Origin of the sequence: Sphingorhabdus contaminans (assembly GCF_007280415.1) — a bacterium.
Taxonomy (GTDB): Bacteria; Pseudomonadota; Alphaproteobacteria; order Sphingomonadales; family Sphingomonadaceae; genus Sphingorhabdus_B; species Sphingorhabdus_B contaminans.
Genome location: NZ_VKKU01000001.1, coordinates 254,479 through 269,625, shown reverse-complemented (window position 1 = coordinate 269,625; position 15,147 = coordinate 254,479). Strand labels below are relative to the sequence as shown.

At 59.4% G+C, this 15,147-nt stretch carries 17 protein-coding genes and 2 tRNA genes; 12 read left to right on the top strand and 7 right to left on the bottom strand.

What is annotated here, in order from left to right; all coding sequences use genetic code 11:
* Positions 1-10 precede the first annotated feature (10 nt).
* The gene (gene yajC / locus FOM92_RS01405) at positions 11-337 is read right to left on the bottom strand and encodes a preprotein translocase subunit YajC (RefSeq protein ID WP_143774996.1); all 327 of its coding nucleotides are present in this window, start codon (positions 335-337) and stop codon (positions 11-13) included.
* 180 nt (positions 338-517) lie between these two features.
* On the opposite strand from yajC, the gene FOM92_RS01400 reads away from it, so the two are divergent.
* The 4 genes from FOM92_RS01400 to FOM92_RS01385 all read left to right on the top strand — a co-directional run bounded on the left by FOM92_RS01400 (position 518) and on the right by FOM92_RS01385 (position 2,062).
* Positions 518-594, top strand: a tRNA-Pro gene (locus FOM92_RS01400).
* Positions 595-717: 123 nt separating this feature from the next.
* Entirely contained in the window at positions 718-1,257 is a 540-nt protein-coding gene (locus FOM92_RS01395) for a glycoside hydrolase family 108 protein (protein WP_143776264.1), read from the top strand.
* Between the two features lie 22 nt (positions 1,258-1,279).
* Complete coding sequence (locus tag FOM92_RS01390; protein WP_143774995.1) at positions 1,280-1,693, top strand: holin family protein; 414 nt, start codon at positions 1,280-1,282, stop codon at positions 1,691-1,693.
* 72 nt (positions 1,694-1,765) lie between these two features.
* Positions 1,766-2,062, top strand: coding sequence for a hypothetical protein (locus FOM92_RS01385; RefSeq protein ID WP_143774994.1), 297 nt, complete (start codon positions 1,766-1,768; stop codon positions 2,060-2,062).
* A 75-nt stretch (positions 2,063-2,137) separates the two neighbouring features.
* On the opposite strand, the gene FOM92_RS01380 is transcribed toward FOM92_RS01385, so the two are convergent.
* Positions 2,138-3,571, bottom strand: coding sequence for a DUF1501 domain-containing protein (locus tag FOM92_RS01380; RefSeq protein ID WP_143774993.1), 1,434 nt, complete (start codon positions 3,569-3,571; stop codon positions 2,138-2,140).
* An 11-nt stretch (positions 3,572-3,582) separates the two neighbouring features.
* Positions 3,583-5,409: a DUF1800 domain-containing protein gene (locus FOM92_RS01375; RefSeq protein WP_143774992.1), complete on the bottom strand. Its 1,827-nt coding sequence runs from the start codon at positions 5,407-5,409 to the stop codon at positions 3,583-3,585.
* Between the two features lie 244 nt (positions 5,410-5,653).
* On the opposite strand from FOM92_RS01375, the gene FOM92_RS16175 reads away from it, so the two are divergent.
* From FOM92_RS16175 to virB11, 8 genes are read left to right on the top strand one after another with little or no spacing between them, the layout of a single operon-like run.
* Positions 5,654-6,217 (top strand): lytic transglycosylase domain-containing protein, encoded by a 564-nt coding sequence (locus FOM92_RS16175; RefSeq protein ID WP_281285540.1) that lies wholly within the window; start codon positions 5,654-5,656, stop codon positions 6,215-6,217.
* A 13-nt stretch (positions 6,218-6,230) separates the two neighbouring features.
* Positions 6,231-6,548: a TrbC/VirB2 family protein gene (locus tag FOM92_RS01365; RefSeq protein WP_143776263.1), complete on the top strand. Its 318-nt coding sequence runs from the start codon at positions 6,231-6,233 to the stop codon at positions 6,546-6,548.
* 3 nt (positions 6,549-6,551) lie between these two features.
* Entirely contained in the window at positions 6,552-6,836 is a 285-nt protein-coding gene (locus FOM92_RS01360) for a VirB3 family type IV secretion system protein (protein WP_143774990.1), read from the top strand.
* A 3-nt stretch (positions 6,837-6,839) separates the two neighbouring features.
* A complete protein-coding gene (locus FOM92_RS01355) occupies positions 6,840-9,266 on the top strand; it encodes a VirB4 family type IV secretion/conjugal transfer ATPase (protein ID WP_143774989.1) in 2,427 nt (808 codons plus the stop codon).
* Positions 9,266-10,513, top strand: coding sequence for a TrbL/VirB6 family protein (locus FOM92_RS01350; protein WP_143774988.1), 1,248 nt, complete (start codon positions 9,266-9,268; stop codon positions 10,511-10,513). The genes FOM92_RS01355 and FOM92_RS01350 overlap by 1 nt, the downstream gene beginning before the upstream one ends.
* A complete protein-coding gene (locus FOM92_RS01345) occupies positions 10,510-11,322 on the top strand; it encodes a TrbG/VirB9 family P-type conjugative transfer protein (RefSeq protein ID WP_143774987.1) in 813 nt (270 codons plus the stop codon). The genes FOM92_RS01350 and FOM92_RS01345 overlap by 4 nt, the downstream gene beginning before the upstream one ends.
* Complete coding sequence (gene virB10 / locus FOM92_RS01340; protein WP_170226760.1) at positions 11,319-12,425, top strand: type IV secretion system protein VirB10; 1,107 nt, start codon at positions 11,319-11,321, stop codon at positions 12,423-12,425. Before FOM92_RS01345 ends, virB10 begins: the two co-directional genes overlap by 4 nt.
* Positions 12,425-13,417: a P-type DNA transfer ATPase VirB11 gene (virB11, locus tag FOM92_RS01335; protein WP_143774985.1), complete on the top strand. Its 993-nt coding sequence runs from the start codon at positions 12,425-12,427 to the stop codon at positions 13,415-13,417. The genes virB10 and virB11 overlap by 1 nt, the downstream gene beginning before the upstream one ends.
* Before the next feature lie 27 nt (positions 13,418-13,444).
* On the opposite strand, the gene FOM92_RS01330 is transcribed toward virB11, so the two are convergent.
* The 4 genes from FOM92_RS01330 to FOM92_RS01315 form a co-directional block, all read right to left on the bottom strand.
* Positions 13,445-13,521 (bottom strand) — tRNA-Arg (locus tag FOM92_RS01330).
* A 35-nt stretch (positions 13,522-13,556) separates the two neighbouring features.
* Positions 13,557-14,045 carry a DUF1178 family protein gene (locus FOM92_RS01325; RefSeq protein ID WP_143774984.1) on the bottom strand — a complete coding sequence of 163 codons (489 nt, stop codon included), beginning with the start codon at positions 14,043-14,045 and terminating at the stop codon, positions 13,557-13,559.
* A gap of 6 nt (positions 14,046-14,051) precedes the next feature.
* Positions 14,052-14,321 (bottom strand): glutaredoxin 3, encoded by a 270-nt coding sequence (gene grxC, locus FOM92_RS01320; RefSeq protein ID WP_143776262.1) that lies wholly within the window; start codon positions 14,319-14,321, stop codon positions 14,052-14,054.
* A 31-nt stretch (positions 14,322-14,352) separates the two neighbouring features.
* Positions 14,353-15,147 carry a ComF family protein gene (locus FOM92_RS01315; RefSeq protein ID WP_143774983.1) on the bottom strand — a complete coding sequence of 265 codons (795 nt, stop codon included), beginning with the start codon at positions 15,145-15,147 and terminating at the stop codon, positions 14,353-14,355.

Genomic DNA, 15,147 nt, shown 5'->3' with positions numbered 1-15,147 from the left:
CCCCAAGGGATCAGTCATTTGCCGCCTTGGTACCGCGCGGCTGCACATTGGCCAGGGTCGCCTTTACCGCCTTGACGCGGACATTGGGGGCGATTTCGATTTCGACATGATCGTCAGCAACCCTGGTAACCTTACCCATCAGGCCGCCACCGGTCACGACTTCGTCATTCTTCTGCACGGCGTTGATCTTGGCTTCATGTTCCTTGGCGCGCTTTTGCTGCGGACGGATCAGAAAGAAGTAAAAAACGACGAAAATCAGGAGCAGCGGAAAGATCTGCACAAAAAAGGCCGAACCACCGGCAGCTGGCGCAGCAGCCAAAAAGAGAAGCGAATCCATCGAAAATCCTTGCGACAATGATTTTAAGACACCGTCTTTTGAGCGGTGCGGTGAAACAATCGGGCGCGATTATCACCTGCACCCCCGCGACGCAACGTCAAAGCACCGAAACCGCCTTGCTTTTGCCAAAGCACCACCATATAGGCGCGCTTCCAATGCCGCAGCGCGGACATTGGCGGTCGGGACGTAGCGCAGCCTGGTAGCGCATCACACTGGGGGTGTGGGGGTCGCAGGTTCGAATCCTGTCGTCCCGACCATTTTTCTACCAACATGCCAAAAGCTCAAAATCGCCGCTTTAGCGCGCGCGTCATTCTGCGCTTTCCTACAGCGAACCATATAGGTTATCTCGATTCGTGAAAGCGAGACAGAGAATGACCATTATCGACATTGCTCCCTATATTGATGCCCTGATCCTGCGTGAGGGCGGTTATGTCGATCACCCCGCGGACCGCGGCGGTAAGACGCGGTGGGGCATTACCGAGGCAGTCGCACGGCAGAACGGCTATGATGGCGACATGCGCCACCTGCCAAGGGCAAAGGCAGAGGCGATTTACCGGCAGGTTTATTGGACCGCACCCCGCTTTGACCAGGTCGCAAAGCGCGCAAAACGGCTTGCTATCCGGCTGCTGGACAGCGGCGTCAATGTGGGACCGGCGGTCGCTTCGGGGTTTTTGCAACGGGCGCTCAACGCCCTCAACCGCAATGGCCGCGATTTTCCCGATCTGCAGGTGGACCGGCAGATCGGTCCCGTCACTCTCGCCGCGCTTGATGCCTTTCACAAGCTTCGCGGGGCGCAGGGTGAAGAGGTTTTATGCAAGGCAATCGATGCCTTGCAAGGGGTGCATTACATCCATCTGACCGAAGCGCGCCCTTCGCAGGAAGCTTTTGCCTATGGCTGGATTGCGAACCGTATTGGATAAATTAGCCGCGAGGAGACAGAATATGCCGCTTATCGACACCATCATCGGCCCTATCACCAGCCTGATCGACAAGATCATCCCTGACCCCAAGGCCCGCGACGCAGCCAAGCTGGAACTTGTAAAGTTGCAGGGCAGTCTGGAGATGGAAAGCCTGCGTACCCAGCTATCGGCGGTACTGGCAGAGGCGCAGTCGCCCGACCCGTGGACAAGCCGCGCGCGACCCAGCTTTCTTTATGTCATGTATGCAATGATCCTGTGGGCGATTCCCATGGGCCTGATCGCCGCCGTCCGCCCCGAAACGGCCGCGCAGATCGCTTCGGGAATGAACGCCTATCTGAACGGCTTACCCGAACCGCTCTATGCCCTCTTCGGCACCGGCTATCTCGGTTACACCTTCGCGCGCCAGTGGGGAAAGGGCAAAGGCAGCGAAAAATAGTTGCATAAAGCGGGATTCTTCCGTTAGGCCGAGAATTCCCGCAAGGGGCCATAGGGATATAGGAGATAAGAAATGAAGAAATTTGTCGCAACTGCCGCCGCTCTGGCATTCACCGTAGCACTTGGCGCATGTGGCCAGGAAGCCGAAAAGGCCGCTGAAGAAACCACGGAAGCTGCAGAAGCAACCGGCAATGCTGTTGAAGCTGGCGCAGAAGGCGCGATGGAAGCTGCTGAAGGCGCTGCAGACGCGACCGCCGAAGCTGCTGACAAAGCCGCTGACGCAACCGCCGACGCTGCCAAGGACGCAACCGCCGCTGCTGGCGCTGCTGTCGAAGAAGCTGGCAAGGACATGAAAGAAGCTGCGAAGTAAATCGCGCTCTTCGTAAAGAAGCCCGCCCTGCATAGCGCAGCGGCGGGCTTTTTTTATGCCTACAACGGCCGGGCTTTAGGCCATGAAGCCCAGATTGGCGGTCGCAAAGCGGCCGATATTGGGCGATACGCTTGGCAACTCGCTGGCCGATACCCCAAACCATGTTGCCAGCGTCGATGCATATTGGTCGACCGAAATATTCGGCAACAGCCGTCCCTGCCCGACCTGGTCAGGGCTGGTGACCGAAATCTGCGGCGCCACGCCATAAAAGCGCCCGCCATTGACCGCGCCGCCCATGATGAAGTGGTGCGATCCCCAGCCATGATCCGACCCGTCACCATTGGATTGCAGCGTCCGGCCGAAATCGGACGCGGTAAAGGTCGTCACCTTGTCCGCCACGCCCAATTCCACCGTTGCACGGTAAAAAGCATCCATCGCGAAATCGAGCTGGCCCATCAGATTGGCCTGATTGGTGATGAGATTGTCATGCAGGTCATATCCGCCCATGCTGACCATGAAGACCTGCCGCCGCGCACCCAGCGGTTGGCGTGCGGCGATGAGGCGGGCGACGACTTGCAACTGTTCCGCCAGGCTATTGCGCCCGGTGGCCGGACGGAAGGATGTGGCGAGCGTAATCGGCTGCAACGCCGCCGTGACCACGCCTTCGGCATCGATCGAGCGTTTGGCCACCCGGTTATATTCGGCCTCGAACACATTGTTGCTGGTCTGCGTCATCAGCGTGCGCAAGGCCGCGCTGCCGGCAGAGGAACCGTAGAGATTGTTCTTGATACCATTCACGGCCAGCGCGCCCGCCGATGATACCTGATAGGTCAATGCCGTCTGGCCCGACAGGAACACCGCATTGCCGGTCGCCGAAATGCAGGTGAACAGGGCGTTGGCGTTGCTGGACATCGCCAGATCACCCATGCGCCCGCCCCAGCCGTCGGTGGCGCCTTCGGGTTTCGACGACTGCCATGTCGACTGCTGGTCATTGTGCGAGAACAGCTTTGCCGGACGCGGATTTGCCGTGTGGTTGGAGCTGTTATATTGCGCCAGCGTAAGCGGCGCGATCAGCGGCCCGACGTTCAGCAACGGTGCCATGCGTCCGGCATCAAACAGTGCCTTGAGCCGTGTCATCTGGGGCGCCAGTGCATATTGCAGATTGTTCGTCAGCACCTGACCACCACTTGGCGTCAGCGCGGTGGCCGCAAGGCTGGAGCGTGCAAGGGTGATCCCGCCCGCTGTCTGCCCCGGACCGCCGCCGCGTATGGCGCTATACAGGTCATAATTGACCGAATCGAACGGCATCAATGTGCTGTTGTGGTCGTTCCCGCCATATAGGAAGATACAGACCAGAGCCTTGTAATCATTGCCCGCACTGAACGCGGCTGCTTCACCTATTCCGGCGAGGCCCAATGCGAAAGACGACGCGGATCCGGCGACCGCCAGTTGTTTCGAACGACGAAGAAAGGCACGCCGCGAAAGTTCGTTTGCTTTACCGATATGCATAGCGAAAGCCTTTACTTCTGAACGAGATAGTCGGGTGAGGCCATGACAAGCAGTACGGCCATATAGACCCGGCGCTGCTTTTCGGCGGTTGTGCTGGTTTGCGTGACGGTCGTCGCGTCCAGCGCGGTTTTGATCGTTGCCTTGGTGGCGTCCGTTATCTGGTTTGCCGCCAGCAACAGACAGATCCGGTCAAGCAGCGCCGTCGAGTCATGCGCGATGGCGAGCTCGCTGGTATAGGCAGCCTTGACATCGCCCCCTACCCCATTGGTGCTGCCAATGGCCGAGGTCATGAAGTTGACATAACCCGGCGTGCTCGATTCATTGATCAGCTGGAATTCCGGCGCGACCAGCGAGTTGGTCGCAATCGCCGTATTGGCAGGCACATAACCCGGCCGGAAAAAGTTGAAGACGGACGGGGAGCGGAGCGCGCTTTGCCCCAGCCCGCTGACCAGATCGGACAGGTTACCGATCCGCCAATTGCCGCTGGTCGAGGCGGCCCCGAATGTCCGGCCCCATTGTACGAAGCGGAGCATCGGTTCGCGCACTTTGCCAAAGGTGGCTGCCGTCAAACCGGCAGAATTCATGGCTTCATCATCGAGAAGGATAGCCTTGAAGACGGCACGCAAATCGCCGCGCGCACCCGATCCATTATTGTTGAAAACCCGCGCCACCCGGTCGACATAGGCCGTGCTGGGGTTGCTGGTTACCAACCGCTGGATCATCTGTTTGGCGAAAAACGGTCCGACATTGGCATGGTTGAAAAGGGCATCCAGTGCCGTTTTCAACGCCGCCGTACCGTCCGTGTTCGCGGGAATATTTGTTCCGAGAAAGTTTACTTCCAACGTGGAATGCTGGCTGGTTGTTGACGGGAATTCCCACTTGGTGGGATCAATGGTCATGGGTCTCAGGACATAGCCTGTGCTGTTGATCATCCGGTTAGGGTCGCTGACCGATGGTGTACGGACATTGCCGGTGAAATCCCAATTATAACCGGTGAAGACACGGGCCAAATTGGTCACATCACTGTTCGTGTAGGTCTCGATCGGCTGGTTGTTCGCATCAAGTTTGCGCGTTCCGTCGTTGTTGAGCTGATACAGCCCGATCGTAAACAACTGCATGACTTCACGTGCATAGTTTTCGTCAGGAACACGCCCCGTCCGCGGATCTTCTTTCCGGTTACCCCGGGTACTGAGATAATAGCCCATCGCCGGATTAAGGGTCACATCCTCCAGCAATTTGCGGAAATTTCCGAAAGCGTTGGAGTTCAGCTGATCCCAGTAAAAGGCAATTGCCTGCGCACGCCAGCTGAAATCCAGACCCGTTAAAGACACGACAAAAAATTCCGAAAGCGCCAGGGCAACGCGTTTGCGGACTCCGTTTGCCTCGGACATGAGCTGGTTCCAGATCATGTAGTCGCCGGGATATTCGTTATCGAAAAAGTTATCGGCCGTAATCTGGTCATAGCCGCGCGATGACAGCCATGCGACGCCCGTCTGGTTGACAGGGGCATCCATCTGGGCGTTGAGCCAGGGTTCGTAACCGATGGATTTTATGTTGGTAATCTCCGCCTCGGTTACCGAAAGGCTGGATTTCAGAATGAAGCGTGCTGCCTCCGCATCGGTCGAAGGCTTTGCGACCTGGGCCGTCGGAGGTGTGCCTGCGGAAGAACCGCCGCCACCGCCCCCGCCGCATGCCGCGACCAGTAGCGATGCCGCGGGAAGTGCATAGACATGTGGTGATGTGGTATGTGTGGCTTCTTTTAATACCGGAACGACATCGTCCGGAGTGTCAACTTCTGACGCCCCCTCAAGGCATATTTGATGCAGTGCTTCTTTCATATCCCGCCCTCGCCATTCTGACGAAAGCGCGAGCCGAGAATGCCGGATCCGGTTTCGTCATTAACGGTCTGCTATGGGACATTGCTCAAGAGAATGTTTCGGGAGGTGGTAAATACCCGTTAAGCGTGTTTTCCGCGCTGTTATGGGATAGTAAATATAAACCATTTATCAACCTGTGGCATCTACCCCTTTTGCCATGGTTATAAGTCGCATCCTTCCTATGGTTTTCGTATTTTGCGGAGCCTTGGCAACACCCAATGCTGCCCAAGCCGAAGTATTCGAGCTGGCAAGCAACGGCAATTTTGTGCAGATTTCGCGCCCGGCATGGAAGCCGGAACCGGTTCTCGTGCCCGATTATGTGGGCGCCGAAATAGTTGCGCCGGCCCCAATGCCGACGACGCCAACAGGAACCGTGCGGCAGCATATTCAGCATGCCGCCGCCAAATATGGCATCAGCAGCGATCTGGTCGACGCGGTCGCATGGCAGGAATCGCGTTATAATCCACGGGCACGCTCCTCGGCCGGTGCCATGGGCGTCATGCAGTTGATGCCCGCGACCGCTCGTATGCTGGGCGTAACGAACCCGCATGATGTCCGCCAGAATGTCTCCGGCGGCGCTGCCTATTTGCGTGCGCAGCTTGAACGCTTTGGCAACAACGTCCCCCTCGCGCTCGCCGCCTATAATGCGGGTCCGGGCGCCGTCATGAAATATGGCGGGATTCCACCTTATCGCGAAACGCAGAATTATGTGCGCCAGATCATGCGCAGGCTCTCTGCCATATCGCTCCAGCGCAACACCTATGAATGAGGCCAGCATGTCGATGACAAAGTTCAAAGCAAAATTTACTGCCATAGCCGCCGCCATCGCCGCCCTGCCGCAGACGGCCTTGGCACAAACGGCAATGGCGGATCCGCAAGGATCAGGCCCCATCGTCAATGCCCTTAACTGGATGCAGGGTACGCTGCTGGGCAATGTGGCAACGACTGCCGCGGTCATTGCCGTTGCCGTTGTCGGCATGATGATGCTGACCGGCCGGATGAACTGGCGCTTTGGCACAACCGTCATCGTGGGTTGCTTCGTCCTGTTCGGGGCGACCGCCATTGTTTCCGGGATCCGTGTCGCCGCAGTCGGGGGCTGATTGATGACCCCGCTGAACCGCACGCCCGTATTCCGCGCATTGACCCAGCCGCAAATGTTTGCGGGCGTGACCTATAGCTATTTCATCATCAATCTGATCGTGACGACCGAAATCTTCCTGATCAGCGGCTCATTCTGGGCAATACCCGCTGCGGTTCTGATCCACGCCATCGGCTACATGGCCTGTCTGCGCGAACCACGCATCTTTGACCTCTGGATCACAAAGGTCAGCCGGTGCGGCCGTACGCGTACGCACGATCTGTGGCGCTGCAACAGCTATCGGCCCTGACCTATGAAGCTATCTTCGCAAAAACTTGCCAAGCTGGACCCGCGCGCCGGGGATCGTCTGCCCTATGCAGGCCACGTCAATGACCATACATTGGCGACGCGCACCGGCGAACTGATCCAGATGATCCAGATCGACGGTATCGCGTTCGAAACCGCCGACAGCGAGACGCTGAACCATATGGCCGCCGTACGCGACGTGGTTATGCGCGGCATCGCCAATTCCAATCTGATGCTTTATTGCCATGTCATCCGGCGCCGTGTCGCAGCGGAACTGACGACACCGCAACCCGAAGGCTTCGCCCGCGACCTTGATAGCGCATGGCAGCAGCGGCTGCGCGGCAAACAGCTTTACATCAACGACATCATCCTGATGCTTGTCCGCCGTCCGGCGCGTGGCAAGGTCGGCTTTGTCGAACGGCTGACCAAATGGGGCAGCGGCAAACGCTCACCGGAAGAAAAGCTTGCCGAACAGGCCCGCGAACTGCGCGAACTGGACAGCGCACGCATCAACCTTCTGTCGGCGCTCAACCGCTACGGCCCCCGCGTTCTGGAACGCTATCAGGGCGCGACGGGCGTCTGTTCCGAACCGCTGGAGATATTGTCGGCGCTGTATAATGGCGAAATGCAACCCCTGCTGGAACCCACAGGTGATGCGGGGCATTATCTGCCCTACAAGCGCATCAGCTTTGGGCTCGATGCGCTGCATCTCAAGGGGTCGAGTGCGGATACATCCCGCTTTGGCGCGATTGTTTCGATCAAGGATTATCCGGCAACCACCAGTCCTGGCATGCTCGACAATTTGCTGCGCCTGCCGCACGAACTGACATTGACCGAAAGCTTTGCTTTTGTGGACCGGCAAATTGCCGACGAACGGATCGGTTTGGCCTTGCGTCGTTTGCGGGCGGCGTCGGATGAAACCACCACGTTGCGGCAGGGTCTGCTGGGCGCAAAGGATGAACTGACAGGTGGCGCCGCCGCCTATGGCGAACATCATTTGAGCGTCCATGTCCGCGCCAGCAGTCTGCCGGCACTCGACGCTGCTGTCGCCGATGTGCAGGCATCGCTTGCCGATATTGGCGCGGTGTCGGTGCGCGAGGATCTCAATCTGGAAAGCGCCTTCTGGGGACAATTCCCCGGCAATGCCGATTTCATCGCGCGCAAGGCGCTGGTCTCAACGGCCAATCTGTCAGGACTTATTTCCCTGCACGGTTTCCCGATTGGCGCCCCTACAGGCGGACCTTGGGGGGAGCCGATTACCGTCCTCGAAACGACATCGAGCACACCCTATTTCTTTAACCTGCATAGCGGCGATCTGGGTAACTTCACCCTTATCGGTCCCTCGGGTTCGGGTAAGACGGTTGTGCTGAACTTCCTGATTGCGCAGTCGCAAAAGTTCAATCCGCGCACTTTCTTCTTCGACAAGGACCGGGGTGCGGAAATCTTCATTCGCGCCATTGGCGGCCATTATGACGTTCTGCGTCCGGGCAAGCCGACCGGCTTTAATCCGCTGCAACTGCCCGGCACCGCCGCCAACCATGCCTTTTTGCGGCAATGGCTATCGCAAATGCTGACGCCCATGGGCGGGCAACTGACGGCGGACGAAAATGCGATCATCGCCAGCGCGGTCGAGGCAAATTTTGACCAGCCGATGGAACACCGGCAATTGCGCTATCTGGTCGAATTGCTGGCGGGCGGAGCGCGCCCTGTCCGGGGCGACCTCGCCTCGCGGCTTGCGCCCTGGTATGGCGCGGGCGAGCATGCCTGGCTGTTCGACAATCCCCGCGATCTTCTGACGCTCGATACCCGCACCGCCGGGTTCGACATGACATCGCTGCTCGACAATCCTGTGCTTCGCACGCCGGCGATGATGTATCTGTTTCACCGGGTGGACGAACGACTTGACGGCACACCTTCGATGATCGTGATCGACGAAGGCTGGAAAGCGCTGGATGACGATATTTTCGTGCACCGCCTGAAAGACTGGATGAAAACAATCCGGAAACGCAATGGCGTGGTCGGATTTGCGACGCAGAGCGCAAGCGATGCCATCGAAAGCCGGATCGCCGCAACCATCATCGAACAATCGGCAACGCAATTGTTCATGAGCAATCCCAAGGCGCAGGCATCGGATTATTGCGACGGGTTCGGGCTGACCGAGCATGAACTTGATCTGGTCCGCTCGCTGCCCGAACATTTGCGCTGCGTGCTCGTCAAGCAGAGCGGCAACAGCGTCGTTGCGCGGCTCGATATGGGCGACATGCCCGATGCGATGACCGTTCTGTCGGGCCGTGAAAGCAGCGTCCGCAAACTGGACGAGCTGCGCGACACACATGGCGATGCCCCCTCCGACTGGATGCCGCAACTGTTGCAGGCCGCCGAAGAAGGCCCGGCGACGCTCTGGCAGAACAGCAAGACCGGAACGCGCGGCTGATGGCAAAATGCGCCGCCATAAACGCCACAGCCGGTTCGGCTGAGACCATGGTCAATACCGTGGACTGCTATATGCAGTCGACGGTGCAGGCAGGTTATGCAAGCTTGCTCGGCCCCGGCAGCATGTTCGGTTATGTCCTTACAATCGCCCTGACAATCTATGTCGCGATTGTCGGCTACCGCCTGATCTTCGGCCGCTCTTCGCTCAGCATGGGGGAAATGGCGCCGCGGATGCTGCTGATCGGTGCGGTGCTTGCCCTGACCAGCAACTGGGCGACGTACCAGATATTGGTGTATGACGTGCTGACCGACGGTCCGCAGGAAATTGTCAGCGCCGTCAACCCGTCCGCCGGACAGAGCAGCAGCGTCAACCAGCGCGTGGATATGCTATCCGGGCGGATGGTCGATCTTGCCGATGCCTGGACCGAATTTGATGCACGGCCCGAAAATGCTGCACCCGACAGCGCCATGCCCGCAGAGGATAAGGACGAGGCCGAACCTCTTCCCCCCACGGCGACCGGCATTACGGCATTTGTCGCACCCAAGGACTCGCTTGGGCCCAACATGCTGATGCTCAGCGCCCTGCTGCTCGTCCTCGCATCGGCGGGCGTGCTGGTGGTGGCGAAGATTATTTTGGGACTGCTCCTTCTGCTCGGGCCACTTTTTGCGGTGCTGGGACTCTTTTCCGTGACGCGCGGTCTGACGCTTGGCTGGGCGCGCGCCGCCGTGCTGATGGCGCTGGTGCCGGTCATGGCGATCATGACCGCCGCCGGTTCAACGGCCCTGATCGAGCCTGTCCTAGCCGAAATGTATGTGTCCGCAAATCAGGGCATATTCTCGCTCCGCGCTGCGCTGACCATTTTGGTGATTGTGCTGATCACGGTTGCGGTTGCGGTGCAGTTGTTCCGCATCGGTCGTACGATCGTCAGTGGATGGACGCTGTCCCTGCGCTCCCATAGCGCCGCCGACACAGCACAGGCCCAGAATATACAGAGCGTCGCGCCTGGCTCTGCGCCTGCCATGATCTATAATGAGCGGATGCAGAGCATGGTCAGCGCGATTGAGCGGAACGCCAGCATCGCCGCGCCTGTCAGCGCTGCCAACCAGCGCGCCATATTGTTGCCGCAACGCGTGGAAACCGAAGGCAGCGCGCAGCGGACGACCGAAATGAAGGCGGACCGCCGCATCGCAAGAGGACGCGTCACCGCCGTCCGCGCCCCCATTAAAGCCGTCAGGAACGCCGCATGACCGCCAAATATCTCGCCCTGCTGTTCGCCAGCTTTACCCTTGCAACGCCGGTGCTGGCCCAGACGACGGAATCGGCGGTAGTTGCGCCGAATATCCGCTATGTCCCTTATGACCCCAACGGCGTCGTCCGCCTGACCGGCCATACCGGTTACCAGATGACGCTGGAATTCGACGAGGGCGAGCGGATCGAAACCGTCGGTATCGGTGATTCATCCGGCTGGCAGGTCACGCCCAATGGCGCGGGCACCGTGATGTTCCTGAAGCCTGTGGGCCTTCCGCGGACGACCAACATGTCGATCATTACGAACATGCGCCGCTACAATCTGGAACTGGTGGCAAAATCGGGCCTGAAGATCGCGCCGAGTCAGGTGACCTATGCCGTGCGGTTCACCTATCCGCAAAAGCCGGTGGACGAAACCGTCAGCGCCGCCGCACCCCCGATCATCGCAACGCCGCCCGAACTGTGGAACCGCGCCTATAGCTATGATGGCGCAAAGGCCAATGTGCCCGATCAGGTCTTTGACGACGGCAAGGCCACCTATTTCCGTTTTGCCACAGGCGCAGCCACCCCCGCCATTTTCAGCATCACCCCCGATGCGGGCGAGAGCATCGTGAACTTTGCCGTGCGTGGTCCCTATGTGGTGGTCGAGCAGGTCGCTCCGCAATTTGTGCTCCGGCACGGCAAGGAAGTGACCATCATCTTCAACGAAGCCTATGCGGCACCGACCCCCGGGGCGGATGCGCCGCGTGAACGGGCCAAAAAGAAATGCGGCCTGTTCGGCTGCAAATCACGGGAGGCAAAGCCATGAGCGTTCTGAAACCCGAAGGAACGGACCCGCGCACCACGATGGAAGCCGACGCGCTTGAAAGCGCGAACGCACCCGTCCTCTCACCGGTTGCCATGCCTGCCGGATTGTCACCGGGGATGAAACTTGGCTTTGTAGGGATTGGCCTGCTCGGGATCCTGACCTTCACCACGCTGGCGTCCAGCCGGGGCGACGCCACGCAGGCGGCCGCCAATCCGGCCTTGCCCGTAACAACCAGCGTGATGCCGGCTGGCGGCGTGGTGCCCAAAGCTGTCCTGCTTCCCGGCCCCCCTGAACTGCCGCCCCCGACACTGATCCCGCCACCCGTTGATGCGTCGGCACCGGTGATGGGCGTCGTCCCGGCACAGGCCCCGGGCGCCAACCGCCTGATGTCCCCCGCCGTTGTCGTCGACATGACCAAGGGCGGTGCGGCTGCCCTGCCCGCGACCCCGGGGCTTGCCGGCGTCAAAAATGACGATCTTAGCGCCGAAGACAAATTTGCCGACCGCGTGGCTGCGGCAGAAAACGCACCCGCGCGTGCTGTGCGTATTTCCAACAGCAGCTATACCGTGCCGCAAGGCGCGATCATCGCCGGTGTGCTGGAAACCGCCATCAATTCCGACCTTCCGGGCTATGTCCGCGCGGTCGTCAGCCGCGATGTCATGGGCTTTGACGGACGCCGTGTGCTGATCCCCAGCGGCAGCCGCCTGATCGGTCAGTATCGCTCGGGTCTCGCGGCAGGACAGTCGCGCGCCTTTATTGTCTGGACCCGCCTGACCCGCCCTGACGGTGTGACCGTATCGCTCGGCTCACCCGTTACCGATCCGCTGGGCCGCGCCGGACTTGGCGGAAAAGTGGACAGCCATTTCCTAAAACGCTTCGGATCGGCAATATTGCTGTCCGTGGTGCAGTCGGGCCTCGGCTTGCTGCAACGTGGCGGCAATGATGTCGTCGTACGCACCGCGGATGATGCGAAAAGTGTCGCCGGCATCGCCTTGCAACGCGACATCAGCATCCCGCCCACGGTCAAAGTGGCACAGGGCACCGCCATCCGCATTTTCATTGCCCGCGACCTCGACTTCTCCGGCACGGACGGCGGCTCATAATGAACATGGTAACCCCGCTTTCGGGGAGTGGCGGCAATGTCTATCTCAACAGCTATCTTGCGCCATTTGAAACATGGCTGGCGGCGGATGATGTTACCGAAATACTGGTCAACCAGCCGCACGAGCTTTGGGTCGAACGCATGGGTGCAGACGAGATGGAGCGCCATGATGTGCCTGCCATCGACGCACAATTGCTTGAACGGCTTGCGCAGCAGGTAGCCCGGATCAGCCATCAGGGCATCAACCGCGAAAGCCCGTTGCTGGCGGCTGTCCTGCCGGGCGGCGCGCGCATTCAGATCGTGCTGCCGCCTGCCACCCGCGGCTCTGTCGCCATTGCGATCCGCAAGCATGTCCTCCACGATATGACCGTGGATGGATATCTGGCGCAATGCCGGTATGGGCCGTTAAACGAAACGGATCCGGCGCAATCCCTGTCGGCGCTGCTGGAAAAAGGCGATTTGTCCGCTTTCCTTAAAAAAGCGGTTGCGATGCGCAAAACCATATTGCTGTCGGGCGGGACATCTTCGGGCAAAACGACGCTGCTGAACGCATTGCTCAAGGAAATCCCGCAGAATGAACGGGTCATTGCCATCGAAGACACGCCCGAGATCAAGCTTCACCGTAACAATTCCGTCGGACTGGTCGCGGTATCGGGGGATCAGGGCGAGGCGCGGGTGACGATCGAAGAACTGATGCGCGCGTCGCTGCGTATGCGCCCCGACCGGCTGATAGTCGGCGAGTTGCGGGGGGCCGAAACCGTTACCTTCCTGCGTGCGATCAACACCGGTCACCCCGGTTCGATCAGCACCATCCACGCCAGCACAACGAAAGGTGCTTTCGAACAACTGGCATTGATGTGCATGCAGGCCGACCTCGGCCTCAGCCGCAGCGACACCATCGATTATGCGCGGTCCATGATCGACATCATCGTGCAACTCGACCGGAAAAACGGCCAGCGTTCCATCGCCGACATCCAGTTCAAGGGCGACTGAGCCCGCACTTTTATACTGTTGGAAAAATGGTGCACCCAACTGGATTCGAACCAGTGGCCCCCAGATTAGGAATCTGATGCTCTATCCTGCTGAGCTATGGGTGCGCCGGGGCATTCCATAGCTGTGCGATTCTGGCGGGTCAATTTTTTGCCGACGGCGGCACAACGGGGAAAGGCAGCGGCGCAACAGCGATGCCTTCTTCGGCCAGGGCAACAGCTTCATCCACGCTTGTTTCACCGTGAATGAGCCGGTCCGCCTCTTCCCCATAGTGGATTGCGCGCGCGGTATCGGCAAAATCGCGGCCCACCCATTGGGATTCTTTCAACATTTCGGCTTGGGCAACGGCAAGCTTCTGCATCATTTCCACCATTGCCGGTGACAAGGCGGGTGCATTCATCACCTCGCCCGAGACCGGTTCAGCGGCAACCTGTCGTTGGGGAGCAAGAGCGGTACCCTGGTTGGATTTGCGTCCGACATTGGGTACCGACAACGCCTTTTCCACATTGGCGTCGTTGCACAGCGGGCAGACGAGTTGTCCATCCGCCTTTTGCCTGTCAAAATCTTGTGACGATGCGAACCAGCCCTCAAAGCTATGGCCAGAGCCGCACTTCAAATCAAAAGCGATCATCCGGTATCAGTTGCCAGCAACGGCAAGCAGTGCATCTAGCTTGCCTTCATAATCCAGTTCCCGAAGGTCATCGCTGCCCCCGATCGCGACATCATTGATGAAAATCTGCGGTACCGTCCGCGCACCCGGCGCACGCGCAACCATTTCATCGCGCTTGGGACCGCCCATCGTCACGTCATATTCGCTATAGGTCACACCCTTGGTTTCGAGCAGGTGCTTTGCCCGCACACAATAGGGGCATCCGAATTTGGTGTAGATTTCAACTTTTGCTGTCATATGCATGAAATGGTGTGCCTGCGCTGCCAAGTCAAGCATCACCGGCTGTAAAACGGGTCGGTTCATCCCCATTATCCCGCAATGCCCGCGCCCAGCAAAAAAGTTGAACCCAAGCGGCGCCCGCCTTTTTCAGCGTCTTTACGCATCCATTGCTTGTCGCGCCCGTTGTCAGAACATCGTCGACCAATATGATCCGCGCACCCGATAGAAGATGCGCCTTGGCGGGATTGGTTCGAAATACATTTGCAACCGTTTTACGCCGCGCCTTTCCCGAAAGCCCCCGCAAACTGGGTGTGCGTTTGGTACGCAGCAGCAAATCCGGGGCGTAGTGCAGCCCGGCAAGCCGGGCCAGTTCCTGCGCAATCAAGGCCGACTGGTTGAAACTGCGCGACCAAAGGCGCGTCCAATGAAGCGGGACGGGAACGACAACCAGGCCTGTCCGGTCCGATGGAAGATGGCGAACGAGATGCCGGGCGATCAGCCGGGCCAGTCCGATCCGCCCCCCATATTTAAGGCGCAGCGCAATCTTGCGGGTCATATGATCATAGGCGACGGCGGCGCGGATGCCGTCATGGACGGGCGGATCTGCGAGACAGGACGCGCATCGCGCGCCTGCCGGCTGTTCATAATCGAACGGTAGCGCACAGCCATCGCACCAGGGAGGGTTCAGGAACCGGATGTCCGGCCAGCATGCCGCGCAAAAATTGTTTCCGTCGGTCGAGATATCCCCACAGGCGGGGCAACGTTCGGGCAATGCGTAGTCCAGCACCGGCTTTGCAATTTTGAGCACCAAACGCATCGCCCTCTTGTCGGATAATGCGGACAT

What these genes read in the sequence shown, in the direction of transcription:
- yajC (WP_143774996.1), bottom strand. Translation starts at nt 337, where the DNA reads ATGGATTCGCTTCTCTTTTTGGCTGCTGCGCCAGCTGCCGGTGGTTCG.
- FOM92_RS01390 (WP_143774995.1), top strand. Translation starts at nt 1,280, where the DNA reads ATGCCGCTTATCGACACCATCATCGGCCCTATCACCAGCCTGATCGAC.
- FOM92_RS01385 (WP_143774994.1), top strand. Translation starts at nt 1,766, where the DNA reads ATGAAGAAATTTGTCGCAACTGCCGCCGCTCTGGCATTCACCGTAGCA.
- FOM92_RS01380 (WP_143774993.1), bottom strand. Translation starts at nt 3,571, where the DNA reads ATGCATATCGGTAAAGCAAACGAACTTTCGCGGCGTGCCTTTCTTCGT.
- FOM92_RS01375 (WP_143774992.1), bottom strand. Translation starts at nt 5,409, where the DNA reads ATGAAAGAAGCACTGCATCAAATATGCCTTGAGGGGGCGTCAGAAGTT.
- FOM92_RS01365 (WP_143776263.1), top strand. Translation starts at nt 6,231, where the DNA reads ATGACAAAGTTCAAAGCAAAATTTACTGCCATAGCCGCCGCCATCGCC.
- FOM92_RS01360 (WP_143774990.1), top strand. Translation starts at nt 6,552, where the DNA reads ATGACCCCGCTGAACCGCACGCCCGTATTCCGCGCATTGACCCAGCCG.
- FOM92_RS01355 (WP_143774989.1), top strand. Translation starts at nt 6,840, where the DNA reads ATGAAGCTATCTTCGCAAAAACTTGCCAAGCTGGACCCGCGCGCCGGG.
- FOM92_RS01350 (WP_143774988.1), top strand. Translation starts at nt 9,266, where the DNA reads ATGGCAAAATGCGCCGCCATAAACGCCACAGCCGGTTCGGCTGAGACC.
- FOM92_RS01345 (WP_143774987.1), top strand. Translation starts at nt 10,510, where the DNA reads ATGACCGCCAAATATCTCGCCCTGCTGTTCGCCAGCTTTACCCTTGCA.
- virB10 (WP_170226760.1), top strand. Translation starts at nt 11,319, where the DNA reads ATGAGCGTTCTGAAACCCGAAGGAACGGACCCGCGCACCACGATGGAA.
- virB11 (WP_143774985.1), top strand. Translation starts at nt 12,425, where the DNA reads ATGAACATGGTAACCCCGCTTTCGGGGAGTGGCGGCAATGTCTATCTC.
- FOM92_RS01325 (WP_143774984.1), bottom strand. Translation starts at nt 14,045, where the DNA reads ATGATCGCTTTTGATTTGAAGTGCGGCTCTGGCCATAGCTTTGAGGGC.
- grxC (WP_143776262.1), bottom strand. Translation starts at nt 14,321, where the DNA reads ATGACAGCAAAAGTTGAAATCTACACCAAATTCGGATGCCCCTATTGT.
- FOM92_RS01315 (WP_143774983.1), bottom strand. Translation starts at nt 15,147, where the DNA reads ATGTCCGCATTATCCGACAAGAGGGCGATGCGTTTGGTGCTCAAAATT.